We start from the raw sequence: 19767 nt of genomic DNA on the forward strand, positions 1-19767 counted from the left end.
GCCATTTTTTGTTACACTCTCATGTCTTAGCAGTAACAAAGTAGAAAAGTAAGCAGAATTTCCACTGCAAACACCTGCCTCGGTGATGGAATTGGTAGACGTGCCGGACTCAAAATCCGGTGCCGCAAGGCGTGGCGGTTCGAGTCCGCCCCGAGGCACCACTCAAAAACAGGTCTGTTTTTGAGGATTCCCCAAATTAGAATCAATCGCTAAATTACATTTAGTTAAATCTCATACGTCTCAGTCTCGTTCGACATTGCCTGCTCAACAATCTTCTTGGTGAGCGTGGGTGAGAAGAGTTCTATAAAGGTGTATACAAATGAGCGCAAGTAAGCGCCTTGCTTAACCCCCAAATGGGTCACGTTGTTACCAAATAAGTGTCCCGCAGGAATCACCTTCAGATTGCGATCTCGATCAGGGTCATACGCATGGCCTGCAACAATCCCGATACCCATGCCGGTCTCAACATAGGTTTTAATAACGTCCGCATCAATCGCTTCCAAAATAATGTCTGGTGTGATGTTTCTTTGTGCAAAGGCTGCATCAATCTTGCTACGACCCGCGAATGCTTTGTCATAGGTAATGATGGGGTACTTGGCAATCTCTTCAAGTGTTAGTGTGGCTTGATTTAGAAGTGGATGGCTGAGCGGTACCATCAATACATGATGCCATTGATAGCCTGGTAGTGCCAGCACCCCCGGAGTATTAGCAATACCTTCAGTTGCAATTGCGATATCTGCGCGATCATGTGTGAGTAATTCTGCAATTTGACCTGGACTGCCTTGCTGAATACTGACCTTAACCTTTGGAAAGCGTTTAGTAAATTCAGTAAGCACTTTAGGTAGGGCATAACGTGCTTGAGTGTGGGTAGTGGCAATTACAAAGCTGCCTTGATCTTGGCTAGCAAAATCTTTGCCTACTCGTTTGAGTGTTTCCACTTCATCGAGGATGCGTTCAATCGAACTCAAAATTCTCTTGCCGGGTTCTGTAAGGGAGCGAATACGTTTGCCGTGACGGCGGAAGATCTCAACACCCAACTCATCTTCTAGCTCGATAATGGCCTTGGATACCCCTGGTTGGGAGGTAAAAAGTGCTTTGGCAGCGGTCGTTAAGTTGAAGTTTTGTCTAACGGCTTCCCGTACAAAACGGAATTGATGTAGATTCATTAGGATTCCAGTCTATATATCAACAAAGATATAGGAATCTCATTCTAAATGAATTTCAGGTATTAAGCCTTAGAAACCCAGCGCAGACCAGCGAGCGCCAATAGGAAGTAAAGCAAGGGCGGTGTAAGCGCGGTGATCAGTGCTGGCCAAGATCCCAAAAGCCCTACGTTTGAGAACAGAGAGTTAAAAAGCTGAAAGCTCATACCCAGCATGATGCCGCCAAATACCTTAATACCAACGCTACCAGCTCGTACCTTGAGGTAGGCAAAGGGAAGTGCCAATGTGAGCATCACAAAAATAGTGAATGGGTAAATTACTTTTTTCCAGAAGGCAATCGAATGTCGGTGCGCATCTTGTTTGTTATCACGCAGATGGGATATGAAGCGACCCAAACTCACGATGGACATTTTTTCTGGGCTGATTAAAAGCACGCTCAAAATTTGTGGCGTGACTTCGGACTCCAGGGTAACGATTGGATGTGTAAAAGTCTGCGCAGAAAAAACAGGATTGAGCGGGTCTGATTGCTTGGTTTCTTTGAAACGTGTTTCAGTCACATCGTTTAATACCCATACACCTGTCTCATCAAACTGCCCTGACACGGCACTGCGAATGGAGAGCAGGTGATAGGTGTCATCAAACTCATACATACGAATATTGCGAATCTCATTATCCTTATCGACCTTACCAACGTTGACGTAGCGAACCCCAGGGCGAACCGGGCCACTACCATCTTCGTCACGTAAGCGATCTTTTACCCAGACACCAGTTCTAAATTGAGATGAGTACGCTGAACCCATGGCTTTCATGCGAATCTGATCGGACTTTGCTTCTGTATAAGGCCCAACCCATTCACTCATGATGAGTGTCAGCGCAATCAATGGAAGAGAGATTTTGGTGAGCGTAATGAGTCCGCGTCTCACATCTAAGCCAGCGATACGCAAGATGGTGAATTCGGACTGACTCGCTAGCATCGCAAATACATAAATACTGCCAATCAATCCTGCAATCGGAATGATTTCAGAAATACGGCTTGGCGCCTTGAGGAGAACATGAAGTAGCGCTAAAGGGGGTGTGTAAGCCCCTTGTACCGAACCTAGCTCGCTCAAAATATCGAAGAACAAAAACAGTGCTACCAATGCAAAGAGAATGAAGCCAAAAGCAGCATAGATCTGCTTAGCTAAATAGCGCTCATAGATGAAGGGGAAGAGCAGCTTCATTTTTTAACAATTGAGGCGGGCAGCTGACGGAGCCACCACTTGAGTGAAGGGTTGATACGATTGCGAATTAAGACTGTTGCAATCAATAAAGCAAGTAAATGTATAGGCCAGATGGCAACAAAAACACTGACCTTACCTTGCGAAACAAAATTTTGTGTCAGGTTTAGCAGGTTGCTGTATATCAGGTAAATCAATACCGCATAGAACATTGCTGTGTAGTTACCAAGACGCGGGTTTACATAAGCAAGTGGTATAGCGATTAGCACCAAACCCAAGGCCATTAATGGCAAACCAATACGCCAGAGTAGTTCAGCGCGATTAGGATTAACTGAGGCTGGGTTAGGGTCGTTGAGAAGCTCGGTAATGGTCTTCTCTCGATCGCGAGGTGCAGGTGCTAATGCATCTTTGCTGCGAATTTTGGTGCTGTACTCGTTAAATTCAAGAATTCTAAAATCGGGCTGTGTGGGTTGCCCCTCATAGCGCCGCCCGTTGTGGAGCACGATAGACTTTTCCCCACCCTCCGAATTTTGGATGTAGCCAGTAGACGACACTGCAATGCTCAAGCGACCATTTTTTGAGTCCGCCACGAAGATATTTTTTACTTCACTCTTGTCTACATCGAGCTCTTCAATAAAAAAGACGCGCTCTGCTTTTGCGGATTCCTTAAATTGCCCGGCACTCACCATGGATACATCATCTCGTTGTTGAAAGCGCTGACTAATTAGGGTGGATTCCCGATTTGCCCATGGCCAAACAAAAAGTGCAAGCAGGGCAATCACAATGATGAGTGGTGTAGCAAATTGCAAAATCGGGCGAATGAGATTGGTGATGCTCAAGCCGCTTGCAAACCAAACGATCATTTCGGAATCTTTATACCAGCGGACTAAAACAATGAGGGTCGCCACAAATAATGAAACAGTTAAGAGAACGGCGAGATAACCCAAAGTGGCCAAGGCAATTAATACAACTGCATCCTCAGGATTGACTGCGCCATTAGCGGCGTAGCCCAAGATTCGGATAACCAGAGTGGTCACCATGATGGTGACTAAGACCAAAAACACCCCACCAGTCGTAAAACTGAGTTCGCGGCGGAGGGCCTGTTTAAAAATCATGAAAAATAAGGGTCTGGATTCGTGGGGTTATTTGGGGCTATAAATGTCTTAAATTGCTATTAATAAGGGGTCTATCCTCATGTCGGAGGATAATGGATAAACGTCTCGGATTAGCAATTTCACCTCTTTTGAATCGACCAAAATACCGTAATAGATTATGACAATCCAATTTAATACCAAAATTTTCCCTCAAGCCGACCTGCAGAGCTCAAAACTTCAGAAATCCAGTCTCAAATCCCTATTGGGTCACAACACTGACTGTTTGGTTTTGGCCTACTCAAAAGCAGATTTTGATAGTTTCTCTGGGGCTAAAGGCGCGAAGGCCAAAGCGGGCTTTTTGCCCGAGTTGGATCTCTTGCTTGGAGGTTCGGTCAATCACGCTAATGTTGTTGGGGATTTGGATCCTAAACAGGCTTCCGTTTGCATGTTGCGAGCAGAAAAATCGTGGACTGCCAGTGGTATTAAAGCAAAACGCGTATTGCTTGTTGCTTTGGGTGATGTTCATCTTGCTGGTGAACGTAGTTTGACTACTTATTCCAAGGTGGTCCGTGCAGCTTTGAAGGTGCTGAGCGGCGGCTCTATTGAGAATGCGCTTTGGTTTACTCCGAGCTTTGCGCTTGCACATAAAGCAGATTTCATCGCAGAAGAAGTGCGCCTGACTGTGCAATATGCTGGTGATCAAGCTTATCGCTTTGGTGTTCGTCAGCCTGCTATGAAATTTAAAGCCAAAGATAAAGTAGATACATTTAAACAATTGGTGTTCGCTGGTAATGATGATTGTGCAAAAGAATTAAAAGCTGCAGTAGAGCAGGGTGTGGCTATGGTTGAGGGTATGAACTTAGCAAAAGATTTGGGCAACCTTCCACCCAATGTTTGTACGCCAACATATTTGGGCAAGACTGCGCAAGGCTTGAGCAAGAAGACTGGCTTGAAAGTCGAAGTGCTCGGACGAAAGCAGATTGAAGCCTTAGGTATGGGTTCTTTCCTGTCGGTTGCCAAAGGCTCCGATACTCCACCGCAATTTATTGTGATGCGTCACCAAGGCGGTAAAGCGGGCGATGCTCCGATTGTCTTGGTTGGTAAGGGAATTACTTTTGATACTGGCGGTATCTCACTCAAGCCAGGCGAAGCAATGGATGAGATGAAGTACGACATGTGTGGTGCCGCATCAGTGATCGGTACCATGTACTCAGTTTCCTTAATGAAATTAAAGAAGAATGTCATTGGCGTCATTCCGACTTGTGAAAATATGCCATCAGGTCAAGCTACACGACCAGGCGATATTGTGAAAAGCATGTCTGGACAGACGATCGAGATTCTTAATACCGATGCAGAAGGCCGTCTCATTTTGTGTGATGCATTAACTTATGTTGAGCGCTTTAAACCAGCGGCGGTGATTGATATCGCAACCTTAACTGGCGCGTGTGTCATTGCCTTGGGACACGTGCATAGTGGTTTATTTTCTTCAGACGAAGGTTTGGTGACTGAACTCACAAAAGCAGGCCATGCTTCCTTGGATACTGTATGGCGTTTGCCTTTAGATGCTGCTTATCATGAGCAACTCAAATCGAATTTTGCGGATGTCGCCAATATTGGTGGGCGTCCAGCAGGAAGCGTGACGGCAGCATGTTTCTTGTCACGCTTTACCGAGAAATACAAATGGGCTCACTTGGATATTGCAGGTACCGCTTGGAAAAGTGGTGCCGCCAAAGGTTCAACTGGTCGCCCAGTTCCTTTGCTAGTGAATTTCTTACTTGAGCGCAAGTAAGTAGTTTGCGGATCTTTGGATAGATACTGAATGGCACGAATCGATTTTCATAGTAATGTAAACGACAAGCTGGAATACGTCTGTCGTTTAACACGCAAGATCTGGAGTGCTACACCTGAAGGCGAGCCTGTTCGTAATATTGTGATGGTGGGTGAGAGGGCCGACTTGCAAAAGTTAAATGATCTTTTGTGGTCGTTTAGTGGCGCTGATTTTCTACCGCACTGCTTCATCGAAGATGAGGCCGCAGCAGAAACACCCATTGTTTTGACAGACGACTTTGCTTCTTCCGCTTTAAGCAACGTACCCCATGCAGATGTGATGATTCATCTGGGTATGCGTATGCCTGCGGATGTGCCCGCTCTTGTAGCTCGTTTCCCCAGAATCGTTGAGGTAGTTACTGTCAATGAGGCCGAGCGTTTAGCTGGGCGCGAACGCTATAAAGCCTACCGGGATCTAGGTCACGAGTTGCATAACTTTGACCAATCCAAAAGTTAATATTCATGTTGATTCATCCTCAGTTTGACCCCGCAGCAATTCGTATTGGAAGCTTTGCTATTCACTGGTATGGCTTGATGTATTTGATGGCCTTCGTGCAGTTTTTGCTCTTAGGTCGTTTGCGTATTAAGGCACCTCGTTATCAAGCTTTGGGTTGGACCTATAAAGATCTTGAGGATCTACTTTTTGCAGGCGTTCTCGGTGTTGTGCTTGGTGGGCGCCTAGGTTATACCTTGTTTTATATGCCAGGCTTTTACTTGGCCAATCCTTTGAGTGTTTTCAAAATCTGGGAAGGTGGTATGTCTTTCCACGGGGGCTTGTTGGGAGTGTTGGTCGCCCTTTATTGGTTTGCTAAAAAACGGCAGACCACTTTCTTTGTTGTTAGTGATTTAGTAGCTCCCCTTGTCCCATTTGGCTTGGCTTTTGGTCGACTTGGTAACTTTATTAACGGAGAGCTCTGGGGTAGACCTACTGATTTGCCTTGGGCGATGGTGTTCCCATTGGTAGACTCTGTGCCGCGTCATCCCTCACAAATTTATCAACTGCTCGGTGAGGGTGCATTACTCGGTATTGCGCTCTGGATTTATGCAGGCAAACCCAGGCGTGTGGGTCAGGTATCTGGATTCTTCTTGTTGGGTTATGGTGTTTGCCGTTTCCTGGCTGAATACGCGCGTGAACCTGATGCCTTCCTTGGCCTTCTTGGCCTTGGTTTGTCTATGGGGCAATGGCTATGTGTACCTATGATGATATTTGGCGTCTATCTGATGACCGCATTCAAATCTAAAAGTGCTTAAAACCCATCACTCTCTATGTTGAACGAAGAACTGACGCTGCGAAAGTTAGAAATTCTTTGTTCGTTTGTGCGGACGGGAAGCCTCTCACGTACTGCAGAAGAGTTGCACTTAAGCTCAGTCAGCATTCACAAGGCGCTGCATTCTCTTGAGACAGGGATTGGATGCCCTTTATTTGTTAAAGAGGGACGTCAATTAAAAGCTTTGCCCGCAGCGATCTATTTGGCCGAGGCAAGTAATGATTTGTTATCAGATGTAGACCGTATCCTTAAAAAGACGAAAGCTAAAGCAGGGGTTGAGAGTGGGCAAGTTCGTCTAGGTTCAATGTACTCCCTGACTGCAAACATCATTCCTCGCATGATTATGGGCACCAAAATCCGCAGACCCGATTTAGATATTGATTTGTTTCTTGGGTCCAATGAAGAGTTGATGAAACGATTGACCGAGGGCAGTATTGATGCGATTGTCATTGCTGTTCCAACAAAAGGCTTGCCCGAGGGCGTCCAGGTGGTTTCCCTCTTTGAGGATCAGTTATTTCTAGCCTCCTCTAAAAGTAGTAAGCCTGACGCAACCGATATTGACCTATCCGAATATCAGCATGAGAAATTTCTTACCCTTCAGGACGGCTTTGCTACGACTTCAGGGTTTTACGAGGCTTTCCAGCTCGCAGGCTTTAATCCTAATGTGGTGATGAAGGTGGGCGACATCTTCTCCCTCATGAATATGGTCTCCGGGGATCTTGGACATTCCTTATTGCCGGGTAGGGTGAGGGCACTCATGGGCGATGCCATTGAATTTACACCCCTACTGCCCAAATACCAGGTTATCCAACATATAGGCCTAATGTATCTTCAGGCTAATGAATCCAACCCCAATATTTTGGCTTTAGCGGCTGAAGCCCGCATGTTGCATCGCAAAAACCCCTGATTTACCCTTAGATTTTACGAAAATACTTAACTTTAAGTTAATATTTATTCTTTTAACTTAATTGATTTTGCATGTTCTGAGTAATAAATTGGAACGATCTTCATTTTGTCGTTTTTCTTTTTTGAAAAGATTACATGCTCGAAAAGCTAGCAAAAGCCCGTAACCTGTCAAAGGCAAACAACGCCATTAAGCGCTTGATTTCCGAGCGAGGCGAATCCAATGCAGTTAGCATGGCTGACGATGTTGTAAACAACTATCGCAAGCTGACAAAAGATCAACACATTGCATTCTTTACTTATTTATTTGAGAAATTAAACCCTCAGGTAGATGCTGTATTGAAAGCCGCGCAAAACTTTGCAGCCGAATCTACAGCGCGCAACTACATACAGTTACAAAAAGTTTCCGAATCTCCCAGACAAGAATTATTCCGCCGCTTAAATCGTGCTGGCCATGGCACAGCTGCTGTAGTGCAAATGCGGCGAGATCTTTTGCAAATCTTAGATAAGAAGCCGGAATTAGCGGCAGTCGATTTTGATATGCGCCATCTTTTGTCATCTTGGTTTAATCCAGGATTTTTAAAGATGCATCGCGTTGACTGGAAATCACCTGCAGAGGTTTTGGAGAAGTTGATTCATCACGAAGCGGTCCATGCTATTGATGGCTGGGATGATTTACGTCGTCGCCTTCAGCCTGATCGCCGCTGCTTTGCCTTCTTCCACCCGCAGCTGCCTAGCGAACCTTTGATCTTTGTGGAAGTGGCGTTGTTGCCTGAGATTCCAACGGTGATTACGCCTTTAGTTGACAAGAAGGCTGAGACAGTAGACCAGCCATCGCAATACAAAGTGGCAGTGTTCTATTCAATTAGCAATTGTGAACCAGGTCTGCGCGGCGTATCGATGGGTAATTTCTTAATTAAGCGTGTTGCCGAGCAGTTGCATGCTGAATTCCCAGGACTCAAAACCTTTGTCACCTTGTCTCCAATTCCTGGATTTATGGATTGGGTATCGGCCGGGGCTAACTTAGGTGAGGATGTTCCTGCAGAGAGATTGAAGCCCAACTTACGGGCTGCTCGAGATCAGGCCTTGGCAAATCTCAAGTTAGATGCGCAGTCATGGGCAGAAAAACTTAGCGCTGGATGGCATCCCGATTTGGCATCACCAAAAGAGCAAGAGTCTTTACTTTGCTTGGCCTCCATCTATTTAGGTCTAGGTTCTACTGGTCGCAATGGCAATCCAGTTGCTAAATTCCATTTAGGTAACGGCGCCAAGTTGCATTTGGTCAATTGGGCAGGAGACTTGTCACGCAAAGGTTTGCGTCAGTCAGCAGGCTTGATGGTTAACTATCTTTATGACTTGGGTAACGTGGAAGAAAACCACGAGAAATTTGCTAACGGTGAGATTGTGTATTCAAGGTCGGTAGGACGCTTGATGGCGCCGTGATAAAGAATTGAGGGGGAGATGCTCGGAGGCAGAATCCAAAGAGATTCGCCCAAGAGCTAAAAAGAGAACTGGGCATAAAGATCCAGAAAGTAGTATGGTGTCGGATGAGGCGGTATTGATAATTTACATAGCCAAAATATTGGCAAGTGGAGGAGACTAGGATGTTTAAACAATTAAAACTTTCGACAATCATTAAGAAAGCGGCTTTTTTAGCGTGCGCTATGCCTTTAGTGGCTATGGCGCAGGAATGGCCAAATAAACCGATTACTTTCGTTGTGCCTTTCCCTGCAGGCGGTGGCACAGATGCTTTTGCTAGGCCTTTAGCAACACAGCTCACCAAGCAGTTAGGTAAGCAAATTGTTATTGATAACCGTGGTGGTGCCGGTGGCACTCTAGGCGCTTCTATTGCTGCTAAGGCTGCACCAGATGGATACACCTTCTTTGTTGGTGCCGCGCACCATGCAATTGCGCCATCCATGTATCCGAATCTGGATTACGACGTTGAGAAGAGTTTTGTGCCGGTTGCAATGATTGCAAGTCCACCTCAAGTAATTGTCGTAAATCCAAAGAATGTTCAGGTGAAGGACTTGAAAGAATTCATTGCTCTCTTGAAGAAAAACCCAGGCAAGTTCAACTACGCTAGTGCTGGTAATGGCTCCACGCATCATTTGGCTGGCGAGCAATTCAAGATGTTGACTAAAACCTTTATTACCCACATTCCATATCGTGGTGCTGGCCCAGCTATGCAAGACTTGATTGCAGGTCAAGTAGATATCGAGTTTGATGGCTTAGGTTCGTCAGCGGCTCAAATTAAAAATGGTTCGATTGTGGCTCTAGCGGTTGCATCACAAAAGCGTGCTCCCGGATTTCCGAATGTACCGACAGCGGCTGAAGCAGGCTTAGTGGGATACGAAGTATCTACGTGGTATGGCTTGTTTGCACCAAAAGGCACGCCACAACCTATCGTCGATAAGATGATTGCTGAAACACAGAAAGCTTTAAATACACCAGAGATCAAAACCATCTGGACTAATAACGGCTCTGAAACACCTACTCTTTCTGGCGAAGCATTTGGAAAATTTGTGAGCGCTGATGTTAAGCGTTGGGCTGCTGTAGCGAAGGCTTCTGGCGCTAAATTAGATTAAGAATTTTTATTAAAAATTACCCCTGGGGTTTGAGGTTCGAATGAATTTATATTCACTATTGGAAAAAGGTTTTCCAAAAGATAAAAATGCATGTGCTCTTGAGACGCATGATGGTTTGTATTACTCCTGGGGTGACCTAGAATCTGCAACGGCAAAGCTGGCAAATTTACTTACCAGCTTGAAGTTGCCAAAAGGCTCTAGGGTGGCAGTGCAGGTTGAAAAATCACCTGAGGCTCTTTTTCTTTATTTAGCAACGATTCGTGCGGGGTATGTATATTTGCCGCTCAATACCGCTTATCAGTCTGCTGAAATTCAATATTTTTTAGAGAATGCTGAGCCGGCAGTAGTTGTCTGCAGCAGTAAGAATCTATCTTGGGTATCTAAGGTTGCAGCAAAAGCTGGCACTAAGCATGTCTTTACCTTAGATGAAAACCGCACTGGCACTTTATTAGAGCGTGCAGCTGGGTTGAGCGATAAATTCAAAACGGTTCCGGCAAAGGATGACGATCTTGCGGCTATTCTGTATACCTCTGGCACTACCGGTCGTAGTAAGGGCGCAATGCTGACGCATAAGAATCTGGGTAGCAACGCGCAAGTACTGCAAAAGTTTTGGGGGTGGGAAAAAGGCGATGTTTTATTACATGCTTTACCAATCTTCCACGTTCATGGTTTGTTTGTAGCGGCTCATGGGGCGTTGATTAATGGTAGCAAGATGATTTGGTTGCCGCGTTTAGATACCGCGCAACTCATTAAACATATGCCAAAGTCGACAGTGATGATGGGTGTTCCAACCTTCTATGTGCGCTTATTGGCTGATAAAGGTTTCAATAAGAAAGTGGCGCGCAATATGCGTCTATTTGTTTCTGGTTCCGCTCCATTGCTTACAGAAACATTTAATACATTCAAGGAAGTCATTGGCCAGCCAATTTTGGAGCGCTATGGTATGAGTGAGACCGTGATGTTGGTCTCCAACCCTTATAAAGGCAAGCGCGTAGGCGGCTCGGTAGGTCTGCCTTTGCCTGGTGTAAAGGTGCGTGTAGTGAATGAAGACAACAAACCGTGTAGGGTCGATGAAATTGGTGGCATTCAGGTTAAAGGTCCAAACATATTTAAAGGCTACTGGCGTATGCCAGAGAAGACCGCCGAAGAATTTACCAAAGATGGTTGGTTCAAGACGGGTGACGTTGGTCGCTGGGGTGGGGATGCCAACGGCGGCAAAGCGCCGAAGGAATACTTATGCATTGTTGGCCGTAGCAAGGATTTAATTATTTCTGGTGGCTATAACGTTTATCCCAAAGAAATTGAAAGCTTTATCGATGACATGCCTGGTGTTGATGAAAGTGCTGTGATTGGTATTCCGCATCCAGATTTTGGTGAGGCAGTGATGGCAGTAGTTGTGCCTAAGGCCGGAGCTAAATTAAATGCTGAAGAGATGGTCGCTACTTTGAAAACACAAATTGCGAACTTCAAAATTCCAAAGCGTGTTGAAATCGTTTCTGATTTGCCTCGTAATGCTATGGGTAAGGTACAAAAGAATATTTTGCGTCAGCAATACACAAGCTAATTAATAGCCAAATGCCTTGCGGCTTTCATTAAACATGAAGGCCGCAAGCATCAGCAGCATCACGCCAAAAATGCGTTTGAGTTGGGCAACATCTAGTTTGCGCGCCATTTTGGCGCCAAGCGGCGCTGTGAATATACTCACCACCGCAATACAGACTACCGCCGGTAAGTAAACAAATCCTAGGGAGCCGGATGGTAGGTTAGGGTGACCCCAACTACCGTACATATAGCCTATAGTCGCTGCCGCTGCAATCGGAAAGCCCAGGCCAGAGGAACTCGCCATAGCAACATGCGGTTTGACATTGCACCAGAGCATAAAAGGCACGGTGATGAAGGCGCCGCCGGCACCCACCAAACTTGATAAGGCCCCTGCAAATGAGCCAAAGCCAAACAAGCCTACAGGGCTTGGCAGATCTCTCCCAGGCTTCGGTTTTTTATTGAGCAGCATCTGAATTGATGTATAGACAATAAAAATGGCGAAGAAAAGTGAGAGCCAAGAAGTATTTAAGGCTTCAAAAATCTCGCTGCCACCAACCAAACTGCCAACGATCAAACCAGGACTCAGCGACGCGACTAACTTCCAATCGATGGAGCCATGTTTGTGATGCGCCCAAATCGCAGAGGTGGTGGTAAACAAGATGGTGGCCATGCCGGTAGCGATGGCCATGTGCACAATGACTTCTTGATTAAATCCTTGGTGGTTAAAAACCAAGATCATGAATGGCACCAGAATCATGCCGCCACCAATGCCTAGTAGGCCTGCTAAAAATCCAGAGATGCTCCCGCACAGCATCAACATGGCAATATCACTTAGTAACATGAATTCCCCGCCTTAGCCGCTAGGCCGTCATCCTGAACCCTAAGGTTCAAGGTGGAACGGCTACTCTGCTTCGGGTGCATTAAGAGGCTCAGGGAGTGACCAAGTCTAAGTTGGCACTGTGAACTTTCGAAACGCTCACGCCCACAAGGTAAAGATCGTTCCGGATGCTTGCGCATCGGTTCAAGGAACTATTGGCCTTGGCGAACCAGGCAGGGAAAGGGTTTGCATCAAAGCATCAACTTGATCTTCTAGAGCGCGAATTTCACCTTGCAGGCGAGTGACTTCATCGGAGCTTGCATTGGGGGAGGTGCTTTGTTGCGTTTGATTCTTTTGTAATGTAATGAGATCGCCAGCAATTTTGAGTGCCGCCATCATGCTAGCGCGTTCAATGCTGCGGTTGCCACCACCAATAGCAAGCTGAATTTGTTCGTCAACCAGGACGCATGCCGCTCTTAATAGGGGTTCGTGCTCAGCGCTCGTTGCTAAGGTGATTTTTTGGCCGGCAAGACTTACTTCAATGCGTTGTTGGCTCATTATCATCCTCTGGATTATTTGGTGTTGCAACTTCGCCAAGCAGATTTAGTTGGCGACTATCACTTTGATCTGGTAAGCGACTCAAAATGCGTTGAACGCGTTTTTGAGCATCATCAATCTTGCCTTCCAGTTGTGCTCGATTTTGATTCAAGTTTTTTACTGCATCTTCAATCAATGAAATTTTTTCAGATATCCGAGTAATAATGATGCTGAGCGAATTTAGGTCGCTAGCATCGTTGCTTGGGGGAATTGGGCTTAATTCACTCATATTGGTATTGTAGCCTCAGCTTCAACCGATGGGTGAGGGCGCTACTTTAAGTCCCGCAATGCAAAAATGGGGCTTAAAGTAGGCGAATCATTGCTGGGATGTTTAATTGAAGTTGTATTTCAGGGTTACAAAAACCGACCTTGGTTCGCTAGGGTAGTACGAGTAGCGACTAGAGACGTTGCTTGGCGCAGTTCCGTACGTGGCATATTGTGCATTGCCAACGTTTTTGACGGTAAGGCGAGCCTCAATACCCTGGTATTTATATGATGTGAAGATATCTCCAATGACATAAGAGGGCATCACTGGTGTCGCGCTGTAGTAACTGGGGCCTGTGTCGTAATGCTGGCTGCTGACGTAATTAACCACCCCACCAATGGTCCAATTTGTTGCAACGAGGTAGTTCGCTCTAGCATTGAGAAGTGTGTCTGGAACAACTGGAATAGCATTTCCGGAAAATGGCCCATCAGCATAGTACGACTTTTGGTACTTTCCTCCGAAGCCAATATTAAGAGAGGGTGAAATGTTAGATGCAACATCCAATAACATTCCACCACGATTAACTTGATAAATTGAGTTGTAGTTATAACCTGTCGCGGGGTTATAGCTAATTTCATTTTGTGTCATCGACTTAAATATTGACGATGTTACTTTGGAGTTCAAGATATCCCAGTTGCCACCAACCTCATATGTCTGTGTTGTTTGCGGTTGCAAAATCCCGCTAAAGACAGTTGATGTGGTTTGGGTTGTTGGGTTGTATAGCAGACCCCAGTATTCATCAATATTAGGAAATCTAAAAGACTGATTCCACTTTACATACACGCGTTGTCCCGGCAGGTAGTTGGCATTCAGCGCTAAATCTCCCGCATTGGCAGCATATTGCTGATTACCATAGACGGTCCCATTTGATGCGCTAATGTTGGAGCTAGTTGTTGATGCTTGCTGGACTTGTCGACGGAATCCTCCGCTTGCCTCCAAAATATTTCCTAGAGGGACTCTTTGCATTACGTAAACCGAATTATTAATTTGCGTGGCATTTTGCGAGTCGCTTGTTAGATTACCGTAATAAGTTCCAAAGGGATTGCTGGTGGCATCAAATTGATTTGCAAGAATGATGCTTTGAGATTGTGGCGTGTAGCTATTACTTCCAGCTTGATTCGCTTTCGAGAAATCATAACCAAAAATCGAAGTGCCAATAACGCCAAAGTCTGCTTTCAGTCGTGGCGATAAAGCAAGTTGCCAGCCCTGTAATTTATTATTCATCGGACTCCCGGCTGAGCCAAATTCAGGGCTAGCAAAGTAATCCGCTTGGGGCACATAGAAAAAAGAGGACTTATTGTTATAAGAGGTATCAATTTCTACTACGTAATTCTCACTTAATGTTTTTGTTAGCCCCTGGCGAAAGCCAGAATTATTAGTTGTTATGTTGTTGCCTGCATTCTGTGGTCTAACAGATAGTGGGTTTCCTGAGCCAACCAATCCAACTACAGGGCTAGCAAGTTGTGAATTGGTGTAGCCGTAATAGGCATCAACAAAAAAGCGATCTCTGTTGCCTAAATCTTGCAAAATTTTTGCATCGATTGAGTAAGCGTTTGCCGCTGTATTGGGGCGCCAGCCATTGGTATTGGATGTGTTAGCGCTAACTTGTAAAGTCGTTTTATCGACTGTATTTCTGAAGATGGCATTGTTAATAGAGGTTCCCCAAGTGCCATATGTCGCAGAGGCTTGGTTAATGCTTTTCTTACCGCCATTCGTAATGATGTTGATCACGCCGCCAACGGCGCCATTGCCATATTGAACGCTTGCGCCACCCTGAAGAATTTCAATTCGCTCAATGGAGTCGATTGGAATAGATTCCCAGTCGATGCTGCCCGAATCAATGGGATTGACGCGGATGCCATCAACCAAGATTGCGGTTGTGCTGTTGCCAGTTGGCCCAAATCCACCCATGTCTACGGATGCATCCAGATTTAAGGCGCTTGAATTTAAGCCGCTTACTCTTAAGCCGCCAATTTGAGATAAGACCTGAGGAATCGTGTTGGAAGTCGAGTTCTCAATTTCATCACGCGTGATCACTTTGACATTCGCCGGGACTTGATTCAAGTTTTCCTCAAATCGCGTACCAGTCACTATTAGTGTGGATGGATTATTTTGTGCAAATGCTGCCTGGGTGAAGCTGAGGGAGAGGAGAGTGCCACAAACTACGGCGATTTTTTTCTGCTTTAACTTCGATTTCATAAAAGACTTTCTGTTATCGATTGCCTAGCTAACTTCCCCGTTAGCTGGGTCGAACAGAATTTCACGTGCAGGAGTTCAGGCGTCAATGAGGCGCGGGTTGCGCTTAATTGGCGCGCGAAGATCCCCGTCCGCAAAATTCCACCTGTCTTGGCCGGTATCCGGGCTAGTAAATATCAGAATCTGGCCTTCCCATGCGATTGACGCGCACAGTGGCTTTGTCAGATTCCTGACGCCTTTTAAATGAATAAAAGACGCATTTACCTACCGTTGCGGGGGCAGCACACGTTTAGTGTTTCCCGTTTAACTTTATTGCATTGCAACAAAGCACCACGACCCCGCCATTCTAGCTGAATTGGTGCGGTCTAAGACCAAAACACCCGCTCTAAAAGGCAAAAAAGCCTACAATATGAGGTCTAGGAGCAAGTATTGATGACCGTATTAGATAAGCACCCCGAAAAAAACCTGATTCGCCTACAGTTGAGTCAAAACTCGGTCTTAAAAAGCTTGGATCCAGCTGCAATGGCCGAGTTAGAGCGTCATCTCGAAATTTCCGACCTTAAAAAATCTGAAATACTGCTGCACCAAGGTGACCACCAGATGGAGCAGTACTTTGTTCTTGACGGCATCCTGAAGCGTATTGTTTCTAGTGCGGACGCAAAAGAAATGATTCTGCGTTTTGCTATCGAAAAAGATATTGAAACCAGCTATGCTGCATGGCGCCTGAAGACGGCTGCCCCCTACAGCATTGCCTCTGTAACCAAGGCCCGCGTGGCTCGGATGCCTCTAAAGAAGTGGGCAGAGTTCCTGGACCAGCATAAGATTCTTAAAGAGAGTTTTGAGTTTGAAGTCATGCGCCTGATGAGTGAAATCATGGCCCACACTATTACCTTGCATATGCTCGATGCCCCAGGCCGGGTGGAGCGTTTCCTGCGCAAATACGAGGATTTGTTTGAGCTTCTCCCTAAAAAGGAGCTTGCGGCTTACCTTAATCTCTCCCCGGAGACCTTGAGTCGCCTGAAAACAAAGCATAAAGAGCTTTTTGTTTAAACGGATACCCACCTGTGGTTACAGGATTTAGGGGGAAATTGACCGAAGTCAATGATGAACCCACTCCCCAAGCCTAATATTCATCTCAGCCTAAGCGGGGTCAAAAATCCCGCAGTGCGATTAATAACTAAATTGGAGACATTAGCGAAAGCTAGATTGCAATAGCTCTTATCGAGCGATTTGCGATTCTTGAAAAATTTCTATGACAACAGATAATCAAAACACACAGTTAACAGATGGTTTCCATCTCGTTATTGACGCCTTAAAGGCAAACGACCTTGATACGATTTTCGGCCTAGTTGGTATTCCAATTACCGACTTGTGTCGTTTAGCGCAGGCTGAAGGTTTGCGTTTTATCGGCTTCCGTCATGAGCAGCATGCAGGTAATGCTGCAGCGATTGCTGGTTATATGACACAAAAGCCAGGTATTTGTATGACAGTATCTGCTCCTGGTTTCTTGAACGGTTTAACAGCACTTGCTAATGCAACTGTGAACTGCTTCCCAATGATTTTGATCTCTGGTTCAAGCGAGCGTGAAATCGTTGACTTGCAACAAGGTGACTACGAAGAAATGGATCAGCTCAATGCGGCTAAGCCATATTGCAAAGCTGCTTATCGTATTAACCATATCGAAGATATCGGTATCGGTTTTGCACGTGCAATCCGTGCTGCGGTTTCTGGTCGTCCAGGTGGTGTGTATTTGGATTTGCCAGCTCAGCTGCTCGCGCAAACTATGCCTGCCGACGAAGCTAAGAAATCCATCTTCAAGGTAATTGATCCAGTTCCACGTCAGATCCCAGCGGCCGATGCGGTTGCTCGTGCATTAGACGTATTGAAGGGTGCCAAGCGTCCATTGATTCTGTTGGGCAAAGGTGCTGCTTATGCTCAAGCTGATAAAGAGATCCGTGATTTGGTTGAGAAATCTGGCATTCCTTATTTGCCTATGTCAATGGCCAAAGGTTTGTTGCCTGACAACCATCCGCAGTCTGCTTCCGCAGCACGCTCATTTGTATTGGCTGAAGCTGATGCGGTGTTGTTGGTTGGTGCGCGTTTGAATTGGTTGCTTGCACACGGTAAAGGTAAGACTTGGGGTAAAGAGCCTAAGAAATTTATCCAAATCGATATTCAAGCAAACGAAGTGGATAGCAACGTACAAATTGCTGCTCCATTAATTGGTGATATTGGCTCATGCGTTGGCGAGCTCTTGAAGGGTATCTCTTCTGTTCCTAAGCCAAGCGCTGAGTGGATTGCAGCTATCACTGAGAAGAAAGATAAGAACACAGCCAAGATGGCGGAGACATTGGCTAAAGAAGCTAACCCAATGAATTTCCACGGTGCATTGCGTGTGATTCGTGATGTGATCAAGAAGAACCCAGATGTGAACTTGGTAAACGAAGGTGCAAATACGCTCGACTATTGCCGTGCAATCGTTGATATGTACAAGCCACGTAAGCGTTTTGACTCTGGTACTTGGGGCATTATGGGTATCGGTATGGGCTATGCGATTGGTGCTGCTGTAACTAGTGGTTTGCCAACAGTGGCCGTAGAGGGTGATAGCGCGTTCGGTTTCAGCGGCATGGAATTAGAAACCATTTGCCGTTACAACTTGCCAATCACAACGGTTGTTTTCAATAACAACGGCGTTTACCGTGGTACTGACGTTAATCCAACAGGCGGTGCTGATGTTGCGCCTACCGTGTTTGTTAAAGATGCCCGTTACGACAAGATGATTGAAGCATTTGGTGGTGTTGGTTATTACGTAACTACACCAGCAGAGTTAGAAGCAGCGTTAACAGAAGCTATTGCTGCCGGTAAACCAGCTCTCATCAATGCTGTTATTGATGAAACTGCAGGTACTGAGAGTGGACGTTTAACAAACTTAAACCCATCCACTGCAGCTGCTAAGAAGTAACCCAAGATAAATTTAGAAGCAAACAAGAAAGACTTAAGGAGAAACAAACATGACTAAACCATTAGACGGCATTCGCATTATTGACTTCACACACGTACAGGCAGGTCCTGCATGTACTCAGTTGCTTGGCTTTTATGGCGCTGACGTTATTAAGGTAGAACGTCCAGGTGCTGGCGACGTAACTCGTAGCCAGTTGCGCGACGTACCAGGTGCAGATGCTTTGTACTTCACTATGCTCAACGGTAATAAGCGTTCTTTGACTTTAGATACCAAGACGCCAGAAGGTAAGGAAGTTTTAGAGAAGATGATTAAAGTTTCTGACGTAATGGTTGAGAACTTTGGTCCAGGCGCTTTGGATCGTATGGGTTTCTCATGGAAGCGTATTCAAGAATTGAACCCAAAAATGATTTTGGCTTCTGTAAAAGGCTTTAGCGATGGCCACTCATATGAAGACTTAAAAGTGTATGAGAACGTTGCTCAGTGTGCTGGCGGTGCTGCTTCTACAACTGGTTTCTGGGATGGTCCTCCAACTGTTTCTGCTGCGGCTTTAGGTGACTCTAATACTGGTATGCACTTGGCAATCGGTATTTTGACCGCCTTGATGCAACGTCAAAAGACTGGCAAAGGCCAAAAAGTTTCTTGCTCAATGCAAGACGCTGTACTGAACTTGTGCCGCGTGAAATTGCGCGATCAACAACGTTTGGACAAAGTTGGTTACTTGGAAGAGTACCCGCAGTACCCACACGGTTCATTCACTGACGTAGTTCCACGTGGCGGTAACGCCGGTGGTGGCGGTCAGCCAGGATGGGTGTTGAAGTGTAAGGGTTGGGAAACAGATCCAAATGCGTACATCTACTTCACTATTCAAGGCCATGCATGGGAACCAATTACTAAAGCTTTGGGCAAACCAGAGTGGGCAACTGATCCAGCGTATATGACTGCTGAAGCTCGTCAAGACAAGATTTTTGATATCTTCGCAACCATTGAAGACTGGCTCAAAGATAAGACTAAGTACGAGGCTGTGGACATCCTCCGCAAGTTCGATATTCCATGTGCTCCAGTTCTCTCAATGAAAGAATTGGCTGAATCACCAGACTTGCGTAAGAGTGGCTCTATCGTTGAAGTTGACCACAAAGTACGCGGCAAGTATTTGACTATCGGTAGCCCAATCAAGTTCTCTGATTTGGAAATCGAAGTCAAGCCATCTCCAGTATTGGGTGAGCACACTGACGAAGTATTGGCTGACCTTGGCTATGGCAAGGATGAAATTGCTAAGTTGCACGCAGCAAAAGCTGTTTAATAACAATAAACATTGGTATTAATTTGAA

The 19767-nt window shown here is 45.7% G+C and carries 16 protein-coding genes, 1 tRNA gene, 1 other RNA gene, 1 pseudogene and 1 riboswitch; of the genes and pseudogenes, 11 read left to right on the top strand and 8 right to left on the bottom strand.

What is annotated here, in order from left to right; genetic code table 11:
• The first annotated feature begins 76 nt into the window (after positions 1-76).
• Positions 77-161 (top strand) — tRNA-Leu (locus ICE93_RS05850).
• A 63-nt stretch (positions 162-224) separates the two neighbouring features.
• Here ICE93_RS05850 and ICE93_RS05855 read toward each other — a convergent pair.
• From ICE93_RS05855 to lptF, 3 genes are all read right to left on the bottom strand, one after another.
• Entirely contained in the window at positions 225-1166 is a 942-nt protein-coding gene (locus ICE93_RS05855) for a CysB family HTH-type transcriptional regulator (protein WP_216186451.1), read from the bottom strand.
• 62 nt (positions 1167-1228) lie between these two features.
• Complete coding sequence (lptG, locus tag ICE93_RS05860; RefSeq protein WP_216186453.1) at positions 1229-2383, bottom strand: LPS export ABC transporter permease LptG; 1155 nt, start codon at positions 2381-2383, stop codon at positions 1229-1231.
• Positions 2380-3495, bottom strand: coding sequence for an LPS export ABC transporter permease LptF (gene lptF / locus ICE93_RS05865; protein ID WP_216186455.1), 1116 nt, complete (start codon positions 3493-3495; stop codon positions 2380-2382). Before lptF ends, lptG begins: the two co-directional genes overlap by 4 nt.
• A gap of 163 nt (positions 3496-3658) precedes the next feature.
• Here lptF and ICE93_RS05870 point away from each other — a divergent pair, with 163 nt between their 5' ends.
• The 7 genes from ICE93_RS05870 to ICE93_RS05900 all read left to right on the top strand — a co-directional run bounded on the left by ICE93_RS05870 (position 3659) and on the right by ICE93_RS05900 (position 11624).
• A complete protein-coding gene (locus tag ICE93_RS05870) occupies positions 3659-5263 on the top strand; it encodes a leucyl aminopeptidase (protein WP_370624623.1) in 1605 nt (534 codons plus the stop codon).
• A 30-nt stretch (positions 5264-5293) separates the two neighbouring features.
• Entirely contained in the window at positions 5294-5758 is a 465-nt protein-coding gene (locus ICE93_RS05875; protein ID WP_216186459.1) for a DNA polymerase III subunit chi, read from the top strand.
• Between the two features lie 5 nt (positions 5759-5763).
• On the top strand, positions 5764-6552 hold the full coding sequence (gene lgt, locus ICE93_RS05880) for a prolipoprotein diacylglyceryl transferase (RefSeq protein WP_216186461.1): 789 nt from the start codon (positions 5764-5766) through the stop codon (positions 6550-6552).
• A gap of 15 nt (positions 6553-6567) precedes the next feature.
• A complete protein-coding gene (locus ICE93_RS05885; RefSeq protein WP_216186463.1) occupies positions 6568-7476 on the top strand; it encodes a LysR substrate-binding domain-containing protein in 909 nt (302 codons plus the stop codon).
• A 134-nt stretch (positions 7477-7610) separates the two neighbouring features.
• Positions 7611-8915, top strand: a complete 1305-nt coding sequence (locus ICE93_RS05890; RefSeq protein WP_216186465.1) for a malonyl-CoA decarboxylase — start codon at positions 7611-7613, stop codon at positions 8913-8915.
• Positions 8916-9136: 221 nt separating this feature from the next.
• Positions 9137-10060: a tripartite tricarboxylate transporter substrate binding protein gene (locus tag ICE93_RS05895; RefSeq protein WP_255554698.1), complete on the top strand. Its 924-nt coding sequence runs from the start codon at positions 9137-9139 to the stop codon at positions 10058-10060.
• Between the two features lie 40 nt (positions 10061-10100).
• Positions 10101-11624 carry a malonyl-CoA synthase gene (locus tag ICE93_RS05900; RefSeq protein ID WP_216186469.1) on the top strand — a complete coding sequence of 508 codons (1524 nt, stop codon included), beginning with the start codon at positions 10101-10103 and terminating at the stop codon, positions 11622-11624.
• On the opposite strand, the gene ICE93_RS05905 is transcribed toward ICE93_RS05900, so the two are convergent.
• The 5 genes and pseudogenes from ICE93_RS05905 to ICE93_RS05925 all read right to left on the bottom strand — a co-directional run bounded on the left by ICE93_RS05905 (position 11625) and on the right by ICE93_RS05925 (position 15480).
• Positions 11625-12443, bottom strand: a complete 819-nt coding sequence (locus ICE93_RS05905) for a sulfite exporter TauE/SafE family protein (RefSeq protein WP_216186471.1) — start codon at positions 12441-12443, stop codon at positions 11625-11627. It lies immediately after the preceding gene.
• Positions 12444-12662: non-coding RNA, 6S RNA (ssrS, locus tag ICE93_RS05910), on the bottom strand.
• Between the two features lie 99 nt (positions 12663-12761).
• A pseudogene (locus ICE93_RS11490) lies at positions 12762-12983 on the bottom strand (cell division protein ZapA); the annotation flags it as partial.
• Positions 12958-13245, bottom strand: coding sequence for a hypothetical protein (locus ICE93_RS05920; protein ID WP_216186473.1), 288 nt, complete (start codon positions 13243-13245; stop codon positions 12958-12960). The pseudogene ICE93_RS11490 and the gene ICE93_RS05920, both read right to left, overlap by 26 nt.
• A gap of 102 nt (positions 13246-13347) precedes the next feature.
• Positions 13348-15480: a TonB-dependent receptor gene (locus ICE93_RS05925; protein WP_216186475.1), complete on the bottom strand. Its 2133-nt coding sequence runs from the start codon at positions 15478-15480 to the stop codon at positions 13348-13350.
• A gap of 131 nt (positions 15481-15611) precedes the next feature.
• Positions 15612-15827: riboswitch (cobalamin riboswitch) on the bottom strand.
• An 82-nt stretch (positions 15828-15909) separates the two neighbouring features.
• On the opposite strand from ICE93_RS05925, the gene ICE93_RS05930 reads away from it, so the two are divergent.
• From ICE93_RS05930 to frc, 3 genes are all read left to right on the top strand, one after another.
• A complete protein-coding gene (locus tag ICE93_RS05930) occupies positions 15910-16527 on the top strand; it encodes a Crp/Fnr family transcriptional regulator (protein ID WP_216186477.1) in 618 nt (205 codons plus the stop codon).
• Between the two features lie 202 nt (positions 16528-16729).
• Entirely contained in the window at positions 16730-18439 is a 1710-nt protein-coding gene (oxc, locus tag ICE93_RS05935; RefSeq protein WP_216186479.1) for an oxalyl-CoA decarboxylase, read from the top strand.
• A gap of 49 nt (positions 18440-18488) precedes the next feature.
• Positions 18489-19739, top strand: a complete 1251-nt coding sequence (gene frc, locus ICE93_RS05940; RefSeq protein WP_216186481.1) for a formyl-CoA transferase — start codon at positions 18489-18491, stop codon at positions 19737-19739.
• Positions 19740-19767 lie beyond the last annotated feature (28 nt).

It is taken from the genome of Polynucleobacter sp. MWH-HuK1 (assembly GCF_018881815.1).
Classification (GTDB): domain Bacteria; phylum Pseudomonadota; class Gammaproteobacteria; order Burkholderiales; family Burkholderiaceae; genus Polynucleobacter.